This window comes from Paramesorhizobium leguminum, from assembly GCF_003217235.1.
GTDB classification, from domain to species: Bacteria; Pseudomonadota; Alphaproteobacteria; order Rhizobiales; family Rhizobiaceae; genus Paramesorhizobium; species Paramesorhizobium leguminum.
In genome coordinates this window covers 81968-95557 of record NZ_QJTF01000014.1, presented here as the reverse complement: position 1 = coordinate 95557, position 13590 = coordinate 81968, and the positions used below count along the sequence as shown (strand labels likewise).

Sequence of the window (13590 nt, the reverse complement as noted above, 5' to 3'; positions counted from 1 at the left end):
GCGGGCGCCGTCACATCAGGCCGATGCTCTTCATCGCAGCCCTGACCGCCATCCGCGGCAAAAATGATCTGGCCGCGGCATACAAGGCATTCCTCGAGGCCGGAAAACCAAAGCGCCTCGCTCTTGCAGCCATCATGCGAAAGATCATCATCCGCGCAAACGCCCGCATCCGTGACAAAATCGCCCCCAAGCCGCAACTGACTTGATGACGGAAGAGAGGGTTTTTCGCCTGAAACTTCATCGTCTTGCAGGCCGAAATGTTTAGGCTTGTGTCAAAAGCCATATTGCCGTCATTCCTGTGCTTGTCACAGGAATCCATGCCTCAACGGTGAAACAGTCCGCACCGATAAAAGAATATCACCGTTTCAACCTAAAAATGAAATGCTCTAGCTCACTGTTCACTGCCCGCTATCCCACGCGTCGTTAACCCTTTGTAAACTGTTCAGCTTCTGTTCATGTAGCGTTCGATAAATCTGGAACTCAGGTTGGAGCTAAACCGTTATCCAGCCGGAAAATTCTATGCTTCTGAAGGAGGCAATCGAAATGAACCGCTTTGTGAAAGCAGCAGTTTTGGCCATGGCATCGGCGGCGGTGGTAGTGGCCCCATTGTCGATCAGCGCCGCATCCGCCCATGGCTGGTATGGCGGCTGGGGTGGTCCCGGTCCCTATTGGGGCGGGCCTCGCTGGGGTGGCCCCGGTCCCTACTGGGGCGGTTATCGCCATCACGATCACCGCGATGCCTGGGCAGCCGGCGCGATCGGTCTGGCGGCAGGTGCAATACTTGGCGGCGCGCTATCGCAGCCGACTTACGCGGCGCCTTATGCCCCGGCGCCTGTCATATACCAGCAGCCCCCGGTGGTTTATTACCCGCCGGTGCAGACCCGAACCCGCGTCGTCACGCGTTACGTGACTTATCAGGGCAACTACCAGCCGTGGACGCGTGGATGGTATAGCTATTGCTCCAGCCGCTACCGCTCGTTCAATCCGCGTACGGGCACTTTCGTCGGCTATGACGGGCAAAGCCATTTCTGCACTGCGAATTGAGTGAACAGTGAGCGGTAAGCAGTAAGCAGTAAGCACGGTAGATTTCACTGCTCACTGCCTCACCGCTCACCGCTCACCAAAAACGGATTCGTCCGCCGCTCTTCGCCGAACCGCCCACCCGGTCCATGACCGCAGATGAAGCCGATCTCGTCGCCGAGCGGCAGGAGCTTTTCCTTGATCGAACGGATCAGCGCCGCATGGTCGCCACCGGGCAGATCGGTGCGGCCGATAGAGCCGTTGAAGAGCACATCCCCCACATGGGCGAAATTCGCATCTCTGTTGAAGTAGACGACATGTCCCGGCGCGTGACCGGGACAGTGCAGCACCTCGAACACATGATTGCCGAAGGAGAGTTTGTCTCCCTCCTCTAGCCAGCGGTCGGGTGTCATATTGCGCACCCCGCCGCTGATGCCGTATCGAAGTGCGATCATCTCCAGATTGTCGAGAAGGAATTTGTCCGCCTCGTGCGGCCCGATGATCTCGATATCGAGCGCCTCCTTCAGGTCGAGCGCCCCGCCCGCGTGATCGATATGGCCATGGGTGAGCCAGATTGCCTCGGGCGTGACCCCGTTGGCTTGCAAGGCTTCCAGAATACGATCCACATCGCCGCCCGGATCGACGACCACGCCCCTCTTGCTCTCGTCATCGAACAGAATGGTGCAATTCTGCTCAAAAGCGGTGACGGGAATAACCAGCGCCTTCAATTGGCCCATGACGGTCTCCTATGTTCGTCCTCTGGGCGTGAGAGGACGATGCAAGCGTAGAATCTCAGGTAAGTTTTATCGGATCGGTGACGGGAGCGGAAGCTGGCGCTTCCTAATACAGATGGCCGGTCACGCCGTATTATTGGCGCTGTCACCGCCGGTGACGTCATAGGTAGCGCCCGATACCATTTTGGCTTCATCGCTGGCGAGAAACACCACAATCGGCGCCACGTCTTCAGGTGAAATCCAGGGAACGCCGAGCGGCGTGCGCGCCTCGAGGATTTTCCTTGCTTGCGCTTCCAACGCCCCCAGAGGCTCGGTGGTTTTCAGGTCATCGATCACTTGAGCGTAACGCTGGCGATGCCTGGTGAGAGCGGTGTCGATCAATCCGGGAATGAGAGCGTTCACGGTGATGCCATAGGCGCCCAGCTCAAGCGCCGCCGACTTCATCAAGCCAATGATGCCCCATTTGGAAGCCGAATAGGCGGAGCCGAACTTCGTGCCGTGCCGGCCCTGCGTGGAGGCGGTGACGATGATGCGGCCTCCGCCGTTCTTGACGAGAAAAGGCGCCACTACGCGGATCGCATGATAGGTGCCATTTAAGTTGACATTGATGTGGTCATGCCAATCGGCGGCCTCCATCTCCAGGATTGGCTTGAATGCCTGGATACCTGCATTCGCAAAAAGGATATCGATTTTCCCGAATCTGTCATGCGTCGCTTGCGCTGCCGATTGGAGCGCTTCAAAGTTCCGCTGGTCGAGCCGGAATGCTTCCCATTCACTGCCGGCCTCGCGCACGAGACGCCCGGTCTCGGCGAACTCATCCATCGTAGCCGGCGTCACCTCGCTAATCGCGCTGACCGGCCCTGCAATATCGATTCCAGCGATTTTTGCGCCTTCACGCGCAAGAGCCACCGCAGCCGCCCGGCCAATCCCGCGCGCTGCGCCCGTGACAACAGCCACTTTTCCTTTAAGTCTGTTGGAGGACATGACTTTCTCCGCCCAAGTAAACAAATCACACGGATAAAAGCCCAACGAGGCAAATGGTTCCCTTCGCTGCCCGCAACATACGCACGAAGGCTCTCGGGAAAGCCCTTATAGGCTTAACCCGAGCAGGCCCGCGTTTGATTTGTCGCTTACGCCTTGCTGGCGACGGCGTTCTTGATCAGGCCGACAATGGCGGTCAGCACGATGCCGCCGATACCGCCGCCGGCGATGTGGCCAATGGCTCCGCTCATCGTGGAATCGAGGCTGCCATTGGTCAGGAGCGGCAGAAGCTGGCTGAGCAGGATACCGCCGATGCCGCCTGCCACAGTATTTCCAGCCGTACCGAGGCTTAAACTCTTGGCCGCGCCGGCAATGTTGCCGCCGACAGCGCCGGAAATCAGCTGGATGATGATGGGAATAAGTTGAGATTCCATAATTGTCACCCCGTCTAAGTGTTTCTCGCCAAAGCCGAATCTTCCGGCAAGATGGATGTTGGACGGTTTATGGATAAAGTCAAACGGGATAGTTGTTTTAAAAGAAAAAATGCGGCGAAAATCGCCGCTTTTCCTGTTTAAAACTTAACAGAGCATTTCCAAATAGGGCAGTAAGGCAATAAGGCAGTAGGGCAATATGTTTTAGAGTAGTAACATACTGCCTTGTTTCCCTACTGCCCTACTGTCTTGACAACCTATTCGGCAGCAGCGCGTTTCGGCTGCACTTCACTCATATAATCGTGCATCAGATTGGCCGTGATATCGCCGACCGTAAAGCGATACGGCCCGATTTCCGCAACCGGAGTAACCTCCGCCGCAGTTCCCGTGAGGAAGCATTGTTCGAAACCTTCGAGCTCTTCCGGCATGATGACACGCTCCACCACCGAATACCCGCGACGCTTGGCAAGATCGATCACCGTACGGCGCGTGATGCCATCCAGGAAGCAGTCCGGCGTGGGCGTGTGAATGACGCCGTCCTTGACGAAGAAGATGTTGGCGCCCGTCGCCTCGGCCACCTGGCCGCGCCAGTCCAGCATCATGGCATCCGCATAGCCCTTGGCTTCCGCCGCGTGCTTGGAGATCGTGCAGATCATGTAGAGGCCGCTCGCCTTGGATTTCGACGGCGCGGTCCGAGGATCGGGGCGGCGATATTCCGCGATGTCGAGGCGGATACCCTTCAGCTTCTGCTCCGGATCGAAATAGCTCGGCCACTGCCAGATGGCGATGGCGAGATTGATGCGGTTCTGCTGCGCCGAAACGCCCATGGATTCACTGCCGCGCCAGGCGATCGGGCGCACATAGGCATCCTGAAAGCCCTGCTTTACGAGGAGCTGGCGGGATGCCTCGTTGATCTCAGCAACGGAATAGGGAATATCGAAACCGAGGATATGGGCGGATTCGTGCAGGCGCTCGGTATGCTCGTTGAGCTTGAAGATTTCGCCGCCATAGGCGCGTTCACCCTCAAACACAGCGCTGCCGTAGTGCAGCCCATGGGTCAATACATGTACCTTCGCATCCGCCCAGCGAACGAATTCGCCATTGATCCAGATGGTACCTTCTAGCTGATCGAATGGAACGGATGCCATGTTAACCTCCAGGCGTTTCCCTAAGCATGGTCCCAAAAAGTTGCAGACTTTTTGGGACCATGCGTTGCTTTTTTTGCATGATCCGAAAAAGTTGCAGACTTTTTGGATAAGATCATGCGTTGCTTTTTTTGCATGGTCCCAAAAAGTTGCAGACTTTTTGGATAAGATCATGCGTTACTTTTATACATGACTCCAAAAAGTTGCAGACTTTTTGGCCAAAATCATGCCTTGTTTCAAGGCCGGGTTGTTGTGATACCGTCCGTTCCCGGCAAACGGAAGGCAGGCTGGCGGACAAAATGATTATACGCCCAATTCCAAGAGGGATTATGTCTTGAACAGCCGTATAAACTTAATCATTCATTCAAAATATGACCGTCAGCTTGGCAAAAATTACCAGCGCTCTGAAAATAAGTCAACAAGACTGACATATTTTTCGGCTTTAAATCAGGAATTGGCGAAGTGACCCCTGCCAAGGATGCCCCCCCCATAGCCACGGCCCTCTCCAGCGAGGATGCTCCCGACCTGAACATCATCGAGCTTTTGTTCTTCGCCTATCGGGATTTCACCGCCGATCCCGACCTGATCCTGGAGAAGATAGGCTTCGGCCGGGCGCATCACCGTGTTCTCTATTTTATCAACCGCAAGCCTGGCATGACGGTTGCGGAGCTTCTGGACGTTCTGAAGATCACCAAACAGAGCCTGGCCCGTGTGCTCAAGCAACTCATCGACACGGAACATGTCGTGCAGGTGACCGGGCCGCGCGACCGGCGCCAGCGGGAACTATACCCCACCCTCAAGGGCCGCGAGCTGGCGCTTGCCCTCGCTCGGCCACAGTCCCGCCGTATCGCGCAGGCGCTGAGAGAAAGCGGCCCGGAAAACCGCGCCGCGATCGAAAACTTTCTCCAGGCGATGGTCAATCCAGCTCAGCGAGGGCAGGTCGACAGTTCGCCTGCGGCGGGTTAGAATTCGTCACAAGAGAACAAGGAATGACATGACGAACACAAGGGGTCCCGAGATCGCCATGGAACAAAAGCCGGTTTCCGACGACGCACCGCATCTTCTCATTGTCGATGATGACACCCGCATCCGCAGTCTTCTGTCACAATATCTGACCGGCAGCGGCTTCCGCGTCACCGTGGCCGCCAACGCAGCGGAAGGGCGGCGAAAGCTGGAAGGCATCGATTTCGACCTCTTGATTCTCGACGTCATGATGCCCGGCGAAAGCGGCGTATCGCTGACGAAATCGCTGCGCGAGGAAAAGGACGTGCCGATCCTGATGCTCACGGCCTTGTCGGAGACCGACAGCAGGATCGATGGCCTGGAGGCCGGTGCGGATGACTATCTGCCCAAGCCTTTCGACCCGCGCGAGCTGATCTTGCGCATCAACAACATCCTGCGCCGTGGCCCAGCCCCGCAACAGCCGAAGATCGAGCAGGTGGTCTTCGGCCCCTACACATTCTTCATTCCGCGCAAGGAGCTTAAAAAGGGCAGCGAGAACATCAAGCTGACGGATCGCGAGCAGGATATCATGGCGATCTTCGCCGAGCGCGCCGGCGAAACCGTCCCCCGCCACGAGCTGACCGGACAGGAAGGCGAGGTAGGCGAGCGCACCATCGACGTGCAGATCAACCGCCTGCGCCGCAAGATCGAGCAGGACCCGGCCAATCCGGTCTGGCTCCAGACTGTGCGCGGGATTGGCTATAAGCTTAGTATAGAGTGATCTCCTGAATGGCGGCGCTCGACAACACCTCCCTCTGCCCTGCCGGGCATCTCCCCCGCCTCCTGTCGTCATCCTCGGGCTTGACCCGAGGATCCACGGCTAGGGAGCACGGACCTAGCCGTATCGCCAACGCATTCCAGAAAGAAAATAAAGTACTCACTCTTCGATTGATAACCGGAACTGCAGCCTACGATCCCGTTGCTTGTGATAGCGCCGTTTTCGCCCCTTTGCCGTGGATCCTCGGGTCAAGCCCGAGGATGACGGAGGGAGAGGCGGGGAAGATGCTTGGCAGGGCAGAGGGGGGTGTATCCAGAAAGCGCCCCCTCACGCCATGAAATCGCTCTGGACGAAATTTGCCAGATGGCTGGCGCGCAAGATGCCGAAGCGGCTTTATGCCCGCTCGCTGATCATCGTCATCGTGCCGATGGTGCTACTGCAATCCGTCATCGCCTTCGTCTTCATGGAGCGCCACTGGCAGATGGTGACCGAGCGCCTCTCGACCGCGGTCGTGCGCGATATCTCCGCCATCATCGATATTATCGAAACCTACCCGCAGGATCCGGGCTACGAAAACATTATTCGCATCGCGCAACAGCGCCTGGGGTTGAACATCTCCATCCTGCCGCCCAATCCCCTGCCCCCACCGGGCCCAAAGCCATTTTTCTCCATTCTCGATGACTTCCTGAGCGAGGAGATCACCCGCCAGATCAACCGGCCGTTCTGGCTGGATACGGTCGGCGATTCCGACCTGATCGAAATCCGCATCCAGCTTGAAAACAAGGTGCTGCGCGTCTTCGCCCGGCGCAGCCAGGCCTATGCTTCCAACACGCTGATTTTCTTGATCTGGATGGTCGGTACCGCCCTTGTGCTGCTCTCCATCGCCATCCTTTTCCTGCGCAACCAGATCATGCCGATCCAGCAGCTCGCCAAGGCCGCCGAGAGCTTCGGCAAGGGGCAGCCGATGCCGGAGGGCTTCCGCCCGCGCGGCGCGGAGGAGGTTCGCCGCGCCGGCATCGCCTTCATCCAGATGCGCGAGCGCATCGAGCGCCAGATCGAGCAGCGCACAGCGATGCTGAGCGGCGTCAGCCACGATCTGCGCACCATATTGACCCGCTTCAAGCTGCAATTGGCGCTTTCCGGCTCCACCGTCGATACCGAGCCGCTCAATCAGGATATCGAAGACATGCAGTCGATGCTGGAGGGTTATCTGGCTTTCGCACGCGGCGAGGCCGAGGAGGAGCAAGGAATTTTCGATCTCGCCCGTCTCTTCGACAAGCTCGCCGAAGAAGCGAAACTTCGTCATCGCGAATTCCACGCCCATATAGAAGGCGGGAGCATTGTCGAAGTCCGGCCAAACGCCTTCACGCGCCTTATCGGCAACCTGGTGGGCAATGCCTTCCGCCACGCGCAAATGGTCGAGGTGACGGCTGTTCACGACGATACGGTGCTGACCATTACCATCGATGATAACGGCACCGGCATTCCCGAGGACAAGCGTGAGGATGTCTTCAAACCCTTCGTCCGTCTCGATGAGGCGCGCAATCAGGATGCGAGCGGCACAGGCCTAGGCCTCGCCATAGCCCGCGACATCGCCCGCAGCCACGGCGGAGATATCACGCTGCACGACAGCCCGCTGGGGGGATTAAGGGCGGTGGTGAGGATACCGGTATGAGATAGTGAGCAGTGGTCAGTGAGCGGTAAGCAGCAAAATCCCGCTCACTGCTCACTGACCACTGCTCACTAAAATAGCTTTCCCCCATTCGGCACCGGCTTATCAACCGCAGCCAGCACAACCGCGCCATCCTCGTCCGGAAGCCCAAGCGTCAGCACTTCCGACATGAACGGGCCGATCTGGCGCGGCGGGAAATTGACCACCGCCAGCACCTGGCGGCCAATCAATTGCTCCGGCGTGTAATGCTTTGTAATCTGGGCGGAGGATTTGCGAATGCCAAGTTCCGCACCGAAATCGATCTTCAGCTTCAAGGCCGGCTTCCGTGCTTGCGGAAACGGCTCGGCCTCGATGATCGTGCCGCAGCGTATGTCGACCTTTTCGAAATCATCCCAACTGATTGTGTCAGACATGCCAATTCTACTTTATGCGTGACCAACCGTCTCGAACAATACACTATCCAGCGCCTCGCGCGCCGTAATACCCGACCAGACGACGAACTGGAAGGCCTGGAAATAGGTTTCGCAGGCATCGAGCGCGCAGCTCAAGAGCACTTCCACCTGGCGATTCGTCGGCTCCGCGCCGCCGGCCAGAAGCAGCGATTGGCGGAACATGATCGCGCCTTCCTGCTGCCAATAATCGAAATGCCCCATCAACAATTGTTCATTGATGAGCGAGAGAAGGCGCATCATTTCCGTAATACGCGTTTCGCCGGCCTTGATATCGAATGCGCACGCCAGATGCAGCGCCTCGCAGTCCTCCATCCAGGAGAAGGACACGTGGTAATCCGTCCACGATCCCGCCACCGACATGGCAATTTCATCGTCGCCTGTACGCTCGAACGACCAGTCGTTTGAATAAGCGACCTGTTCGATGACATCCACTGGATGCGCATCGCGAGCGATTTCAAGCTCAAGAAGGCTCATGACCATTTCCTGTATCTGGAGCACACCTTCTTGAAAAAGGCCATGCTCGAATCTTGAGACGAACGCACCACACGCCCGCCCGAAAGCACACGTAAACACTACACTGATACTGGAGAACGGCCTGTAGGCACTGACCCGCTAAGACCCCTTCGCGCCGTCACCACACGATTGCTTCGAATCATGCAGTGTTTTCAGTCTATTGATGCTGACTCAGAGCGCTAGTCCCTTTTCGCAACGGGACACGGAAAGCATGTGGACAGAGGCCTTCGGGAGAGTTAGGCGGCGGCATAACCGACTCTGAGAAAAGGGTTTTTGCCGCTCGCGACCTGTTGATAAGTTTTTAAGAATTATCTTTGGATTTCGTCGAAGCGGAGGATGATTTCGCGGCTTTCGGCGTCGATGCCTCTTCGATTTTGGCAAGACGCGCCTCGAGCGCTTCGATCCGGGTGATGAGCGCGCTGTTTTCCGTCCGCGCCCGAACCGCCATTTCGCGCACCGCGTCGAAATCCTCGCGCTGCACCACATCCATCGAATTGAGAAGCTTCTCGGCCTGCGCGCGGAAGGCCGTTTCCATCTCGCGCCGCACACCCTGCGCCGCGCCGGCCGCATCGGTCACAAGCTTGGCGAATTCGTCGAGAATCCTGTTCGTTCCGCTGTTCATGGCTTATTTCCTCTGTTGCGTGTTATTTTTCAGATAAGGGCAGTAGGGCAGTAGGGCAATATGGCAGTATGTTTTATTGCTTTGTCACTGCCCTACTGCCTTACTGCCCTGTTTACGAGAGACCCCCATGAACGAGACGCTTCCGCCCATCCATTCCGGCCTGCCCTTTCCCGATATCAGCCCGGTGATCTTCTCGCTCGGCCCGCTGCAGGTGCACTGGTACGGGGTCGGCTATGTCGTGGGCATTCTCTTCGCCTGGTGGTACGGCAGGCGCCTTCTCTCCACGCCGCGCCTCTGGGCGAACGACAAGCCGCCGATGCAGCCCGATATGCTCGATGATTTCGTGCTTTGGGCCGCGATCGGCGTCGTCATCGGCGGACGCATCGGCTACGTCCTCTTCTATAATTTCGACTATTACCTCGCCAATCCCCTCCTCATCCCCGCGGTATGGGATGGCGGCATGTCGTTCCACGGCGGCTTTCTCGGCACCACGCTCGCCATGATCCTCTTCGCCCGCTCGCGCGGCACTGGCGTGTGGAGCATGTTCGACACGATCGCCGCCGGCGTTCCCGTCGGGCTCGGCCTGGTGCGCATCGCCAATTTCATCAATTCCGAGCTATGGGGCCGGGTCAGCGATGTGCCCTGGGCGGTCTATTTCCCCAATGGCGGCCCGCTGCCGCGCCACCCGAGCCAACTCTATGAGGCGGCGCTCGAAGGGCTCGTGCTCTTCACCGTCCTCTGGTTCCTGACCTGGAAGGGGCTGAAGCTGAAAACGCCGGGCTATATTACCGGCATCTTCGTCACCGGTTACGGCCTCTGCCGCATCTTCGTCGAGTTCTTCCGCGAGCCGGACCCGCAACTGGGCTATCTCTTCGGCGGCTGGCTCACCATGGGCATGGTTCTGTCGCTTCCCATGGTGCTGGTCGGCCTTTGGGCGGTTCTGCGGGCAAAGAAAGCCGCCGGCCGCGAGATCGCATGACAACGCCACTAAAAAATCGTCTGGTCCGGCTGATCGAAACCGCCGGACCGATCGGCGTCGCCGACTACATGGCCGCCTGCCTCGGCGACCGCGAGGCGGGCTACTACACCACGCGCGAGCCATTCGGCCGCGAAGGCGATTTCATCACCGCGCCTGAGGTGAGCCAGATGTTCGGCGAACTGATCGCCGTCTGGTGCACCGGCGCCTGGGCCGCGCTGGGCAGCCCGCAAAACGCAGTGCTCTGCGAAATCGGCCCCGGACGCGGCACACTGATGGCGGATATGTTGCGCACGCTGGCGCGGATCGCGCCGGATTTTTTGCGCTCCGCCCGCGTCGCCATGGTCGAAACCAGCCCTCGCCTGACCGAAATCCAGCAGGAGAAATTGAACGGCGCCGCGCCGTCCATCAACTGGTATCGCGATATCCAGGAAATCCCGGAAGGACCGCTGATCCTGGTCGCCAACGAGTTGTTCGACGCGCTGCCGATCCGCCAATATGTGAAAGCCAATGGCCGCTTTGTCGAGCGTCTCGTCACAGCCATAAATCAGCAACTCTGTTTTACCGCAGGCATCAGTTCCATCAACGCCGCGCTTCTTCCCACAGGCCACGGACAAGCGCCGGAGGGCGCGATATTCGAGGCCGCGCCCGCCCGCACCGCCCTAATGCAGCGGATCGCCGAGCGGATCGCTGCCGACCGTGGCGCTGCCCTGCTCATCGACTACGGCCATCTCGAAGCGGGCTTCGGCGACACGCTGCAAGCCGTCTCCAAACATCAATTCCAGGATGTCTTCGAAAAGCCCGGCGAGGCGGACCTCACCAGCCATGTGGATTTTGCAGCGCTGGCCGAAACCGCCCGCGCATTGTCCTGCCGCGCGGCTACGATGACGCAATGCGACTTTCTGCTTGCCATGGGATTGCTTGACCGCGCCGGGCAGCTTGGGGGGGATAAGGATGAGACGGCCCAAGAGCAGATCAGGAGCGATGTCGAGCGCCTCGCAGGTTCCGACCAGATGGGTACGCTCTTTAAAGTGCTCTGTGTCAGTGATGGCAGGACGAGGATTTTTCCGTTCGGTTGATACCCAGGTAAAAGTGCTCGTAGCGCCAAGTGCCCCTCACCCTTACCCTCTCCCCGTAAAACGGGGAGAGGGAGGCATTAGCGTTGCGTCCCCTCTTTACCATCGATGAGAGAGAACAGAAAGCACCGGCGTCCAAGTCCCCCTCTCCCCGTTTACGGGGAGAGGGTAAGGGTGAGGGGCGAAGGGCGCTACCCAAGCCGCTTTACCAAATCCGCCAATTGACATCCCCTCCCCCCTCCCTCACCATCGCCGCGCTGTGAGGAGCCTTGCCATGCTGACCAACAACCGCCCCGCCCCGATACACCAGCCGCTTCTGGATGCGGGCAAGGACAACGGCATCACGCATGGCTTTTTCACTCGCCAGGGCGGCGTTTCGGAAGGCATCTACCATAGCCTCAATATCGGCGCGGGCTCCAATGACGAGCCGCGCAATGTCGCGGAAAACCGTCGCAGGGTGGCGGAAAGTCTGGGCGTCGAACCGGAAAAACTGCTGACCGTCCATCAGGTGCATTCCCCGGATGTCGTCACCGTCACCGCGCCGTTTAACGGCGAAAGGCCGAAGGCCGACGCGATGGTCACCAATGTTCCCGGTATCGCGCTGGGCGCGCTCAGCGCCGATTGCGGCCCGGTGCTCTTCGCGGATATCGAAGCACGCGTCATCGGTTCGGCCCATGCAGGCTGGCGCGGCGCCATCGATGGTGTTCTTGAAAATACCGTCGAGGCGATGATCGCGCTCGGAGCGGAACGCTCGCGCATTGTCGCCGTGCTGGGCCCCACCATCGGGCCGGAGAATTACGAGGTCGGACAGGAGTTTTTCGCTCAGTTCATCGCGCGAGTTGCTTCCTATGAGCGGTATTTCCGCCCTTCAGCCCAAGAAAACCACCATATGTTCGACCTGTGGAGTTTCATCCTCGACAGGTTGAAAGCGGCAGGTGTGCAGGCCGATGCGGTGAAAGAATGTACCTATGCGGATGAAACGAGGTTCTTTTCCTATCGGCGCGCCACGCACCGCAAGGAACCGGATTACGGAAGGCAGATTTCAGCCATAGCCATAGTGGGAGAATAGCATGGCCTTACATTTCGAGCCGGAAGAGTATACCGCCCGCCACGACCGTCTGCTTCTGCAGATGGCGGAGGAAAAGCTCGATGCGCTGCTCCTGTTCTCGCAAGAGAGCATGTATTGGCTGACCGGCTACGACAGCTTCGGCTTTTGCTTTTTTCAATGCCTCGTCGTCAAATCCGACGGCTCCATGGTGCTCATGACCCGCTCGGCGGATTTGCGGCAGGCGCGCCATACCTCCAATATCGACAACATCGTGCTGTGGACCGATCGGGAAAACGCCAATCCTGCCGCGGATCTTCGCGATCTTCTCAACAATTTGGACCTGCTGGGCGCCCATATCGGCATCGAATACCAGACCCACGGCTTGACCGCCGCCAACGGCCGCAAGCTCGACGAGCAGCTGACCACCTTTGCCCGGCTCACCGATGCCTCCGGCCTTGTCGATAGACTGCGTCTTCTGAAAAGCCCGGCGGAAATCGCCTTCGCCCGCAAGGCCGCGGCCTTGAGTGACGATGCGCTCGATGCCGCCTTGAAGATCGTCAAGGCCGGCGCCAGCGAGGCCGATATCCTCGCCGCCATGATGAGCGCCAATTTCAAGGGCGACGGCGATTTTCCCGCCAACGAATATATCATCGGCTCGGGCGCCGATGCCCTGCTCTGCCGCTACAAATCCGGACGCAGGAAGCTGACGAAGAACGACCAGCTCACGCTCGAATGGTCCGGCGTCTACCGGCACTATCATGCACCGATGATGCGCACGATCCTTACCGGCAAGCCGAGCAAGCGGCATCTGGAGCTCTACGACGCCGCCCGCGAGGCGCTGGAAGCCGTGGAGGCGACAATGACCCCCGCCTACACCTTTGGCGATGTGTTCGACGCCCATGCCAAAGTGCTGGAGGCGCACGATCTGACCCGGCACCGGCTGAACGCCTGCGGCTATTCGGTGGGCGCGCGCTTCACGCCTTCATGGATGGACCCGCAGATGTTCTATTCCGGCAATCCCGAGCGCATCGAGCCCGATATGACGCTTTTCGCTCATATGATCATCATGGATTCCGACAGCGGAACCGCGATGACGCTGGGCCGCACCTATCTGACCACGAACAGCGGCGCCGAACCGCTTTCCCGTCACTCGCTTGACCTCATTGTAAAGTGAAAAGGAATCCGGGTAAATTGCGCACG

Annotated in this window: 15 protein-coding genes and 1 pseudogene; 9 read left to right on the top strand and 7 right to left on the bottom strand. The window is 58.7% G+C overall.

The features are described 5' to 3' along the window. A pseudogene (locus C7477_RS12640) lies at positions 1-206 on the top strand (IS110 family transposase); the annotation flags it as partial. 337 nt (positions 207-543) lie between these two features. Continuing rightward, positions 544-1044, top strand: a complete 501-nt coding sequence (locus C7477_RS12635) for a BA14K family protein (RefSeq protein WP_110752662.1) — start codon at positions 544-546, stop codon at positions 1042-1044. A gap of 59 nt (positions 1045-1103) precedes the next feature. Here C7477_RS12635 and C7477_RS12630 read toward each other — a convergent pair whose 3' ends face one another. The 4 genes from C7477_RS12630 to C7477_RS12615 all read right to left on the bottom strand — a co-directional run bounded on the left by C7477_RS12630 (position 1104) and on the right by C7477_RS12615 (position 4314). Then, on the bottom strand, positions 1104-1757 hold the full coding sequence (locus C7477_RS12630) for an MBL fold metallo-hydrolase (RefSeq protein WP_110752646.1): 654 nt from the start codon (positions 1755-1757) through the stop codon (positions 1104-1106). A 120-nt stretch (positions 1758-1877) separates the two neighbouring features. Further along, positions 1878-2738 (bottom strand): SDR family NAD(P)-dependent oxidoreductase, encoded by an 861-nt coding sequence (locus tag C7477_RS12625; RefSeq protein ID WP_110752644.1) that lies wholly within the window; start codon positions 2736-2738, stop codon positions 1878-1880. Positions 2739-2884: 146 nt separating this feature from the next. Further along, positions 2885-3169 carry a hypothetical protein gene (locus tag C7477_RS12620; RefSeq protein ID WP_110752642.1) on the bottom strand — a complete coding sequence of 95 codons (285 nt, stop codon included), beginning with the start codon at positions 3167-3169 and terminating at the stop codon, positions 2885-2887. A 254-nt stretch (positions 3170-3423) separates the two neighbouring features. Then, positions 3424-4314, bottom strand: a complete 891-nt coding sequence (locus C7477_RS12615) for a branched-chain amino acid aminotransferase (RefSeq protein WP_110752640.1) — start codon at positions 4312-4314, stop codon at positions 3424-3426. A 459-nt stretch (positions 4315-4773) separates the two neighbouring features. On the opposite strand from C7477_RS12615, the gene C7477_RS12605 reads away from it, so the two are divergent. The 3 genes from C7477_RS12605 (at position 4774) to C7477_RS12595 (ending at position 7706) form a co-directional block, all read left to right on the top strand. Then, positions 4774-5277 (top strand): MarR family winged helix-turn-helix transcriptional regulator, encoded by a 504-nt coding sequence (locus C7477_RS12605; RefSeq protein WP_110752636.1) that lies wholly within the window; start codon positions 4774-4776, stop codon positions 5275-5277. 28 nt (positions 5278-5305) lie between these two features. Then, positions 5306-6034 (top strand): response regulator, encoded by a 729-nt coding sequence (locus C7477_RS12600; RefSeq protein ID WP_425373564.1) that lies wholly within the window; start codon positions 5306-5308, stop codon positions 6032-6034. A gap of 331 nt (positions 6035-6365) precedes the next feature. Beyond that, on the top strand, positions 6366-7706 hold the full coding sequence (locus C7477_RS12595; protein ID WP_110752634.1) for an ATP-binding protein: 1341 nt from the start codon (positions 6366-6368) through the stop codon (positions 7704-7706). Between the two features lie 68 nt (positions 7707-7774). Here the strand turns inward: C7477_RS12595 and C7477_RS12590 are convergent, their stop codons facing one another. The 3 genes from C7477_RS12590 to C7477_RS12580 all read right to left on the bottom strand — a co-directional run bounded on the left by C7477_RS12590 (position 7775) and on the right by C7477_RS12580 (position 9290). Further along, the gene (locus C7477_RS12590; RefSeq protein ID WP_110752632.1) at positions 7775-8116 is read right to left on the bottom strand and encodes a tRNA-binding protein; all 342 of its coding nucleotides are present in this window, start codon (positions 8114-8116) and stop codon (positions 7775-7777) included. A gap of 12 nt (positions 8117-8128) precedes the next feature. Next, entirely contained in the window at positions 8129-8629 is a 501-nt protein-coding gene (locus C7477_RS12585) for a type III secretion system chaperone family protein (RefSeq protein ID WP_110752630.1), read from the bottom strand. A gap of 340 nt (positions 8630-8969) precedes the next feature. Next, positions 8970-9290, bottom strand: a complete 321-nt coding sequence (locus tag C7477_RS12580; RefSeq protein WP_110752628.1) for an accessory factor UbiK family protein — start codon at positions 9288-9290, stop codon at positions 8970-8972. Positions 9291-9417: 127 nt separating this feature from the next. Here C7477_RS12580 and lgt point away from each other — a divergent pair, with 127 nt between their 5' ends. From lgt to C7477_RS12560, 4 genes are all read left to right on the top strand, one after another. Then, the gene (lgt, locus tag C7477_RS12575) at positions 9418-10269 is read left to right on the top strand and encodes a prolipoprotein diacylglyceryl transferase (protein ID WP_110752626.1); all 852 of its coding nucleotides are present in this window, start codon (positions 9418-9420) and stop codon (positions 10267-10269) included. Beyond that, positions 10266-11345, top strand: a complete 1080-nt coding sequence (locus tag C7477_RS12570; RefSeq protein WP_110752624.1) for a class I SAM-dependent methyltransferase — start codon at positions 10266-10268, stop codon at positions 11343-11345. The genes lgt and C7477_RS12570 overlap by 4 nt, the downstream gene beginning before the upstream one ends. A 271-nt stretch (positions 11346-11616) precedes the next feature. After that, the gene (gene pgeF / locus C7477_RS12565; RefSeq protein ID WP_110752622.1) at positions 11617-12411 is read left to right on the top strand and encodes a peptidoglycan editing factor PgeF; all 795 of its coding nucleotides are present in this window, start codon (positions 11617-11619) and stop codon (positions 12409-12411) included. Position 12412: 1 nt separating this feature from the next. Continuing rightward, positions 12413-13564, top strand: coding sequence for a M24 family metallopeptidase (locus C7477_RS12560; protein WP_110752620.1), 1152 nt, complete (start codon positions 12413-12415; stop codon positions 13562-13564). Positions 13565-13590 lie beyond the last annotated feature (26 nt).

Coding starts and splice junctions, on each gene's coding strand:
- C7477_RS12635 (WP_110752662.1), top strand. CDS start 544: ATGAACCGCTTTGTGAAAGCAGCAGTTTTGGCCATGGCATCGGCGGCG.
- C7477_RS12630 (WP_110752646.1), bottom strand. CDS start 1,757: ATGGGCCAATTGAAGGCGCTGGTTATTCCCGTCACCGCTTTTGAGCAG.
- C7477_RS12625 (WP_110752644.1), bottom strand. CDS start 2,738: ATGTCCTCCAACAGACTTAAAGGAAAAGTGGCTGTTGTCACGGGCGCA.
- C7477_RS12620 (WP_110752642.1), bottom strand. CDS start 3,169: ATGGAATCTCAACTTATTCCCATCATCATCCAGCTGATTTCCGGCGCT.
- C7477_RS12615 (WP_110752640.1), bottom strand. CDS start 4,314: ATGGCATCCGTTCCATTCGATCAGCTAGAAGGTACCATCTGGATCAAT.
- C7477_RS12600 (WP_425373564.1), top strand. CDS start 5,306: ATGACGAACACAAGGGGTCCCGAGATCGCCATGGAACAAAAGCCGGTT.
- C7477_RS12595 (WP_110752634.1), top strand. CDS start 6,366: ATGAAATCGCTCTGGACGAAATTTGCCAGATGGCTGGCGCGCAAGATG.
- C7477_RS12590 (WP_110752632.1), bottom strand. CDS start 8,116: ATGTCTGACACAATCAGTTGGGATGATTTCGAAAAGGTCGACATACGC.
- C7477_RS12585 (WP_110752630.1), bottom strand. CDS start 8,629: ATGAGCCTTCTTGAGCTTGAAATCGCTCGCGATGCGCATCCAGTGGAT.
- C7477_RS12580 (WP_110752628.1), bottom strand. CDS start 9,290: ATGAACAGCGGAACGAACAGGATTCTCGACGAATTCGCCAAGCTTGTG.
- lgt (WP_110752626.1), top strand. CDS start 9,418: ATGAACGAGACGCTTCCGCCCATCCATTCCGGCCTGCCCTTTCCCGAT.
- C7477_RS12570 (WP_110752624.1), top strand. CDS start 10,266: ATGACAACGCCACTAAAAAATCGTCTGGTCCGGCTGATCGAAACCGCC.
- pgeF (WP_110752622.1), top strand. CDS start 11,617: ATGCTGACCAACAACCGCCCCGCCCCGATACACCAGCCGCTTCTGGAT.
- C7477_RS12560 (WP_110752620.1), top strand. CDS start 12,413: ATGGCCTTACATTTCGAGCCGGAAGAGTATACCGCCCGCCACGACCGT.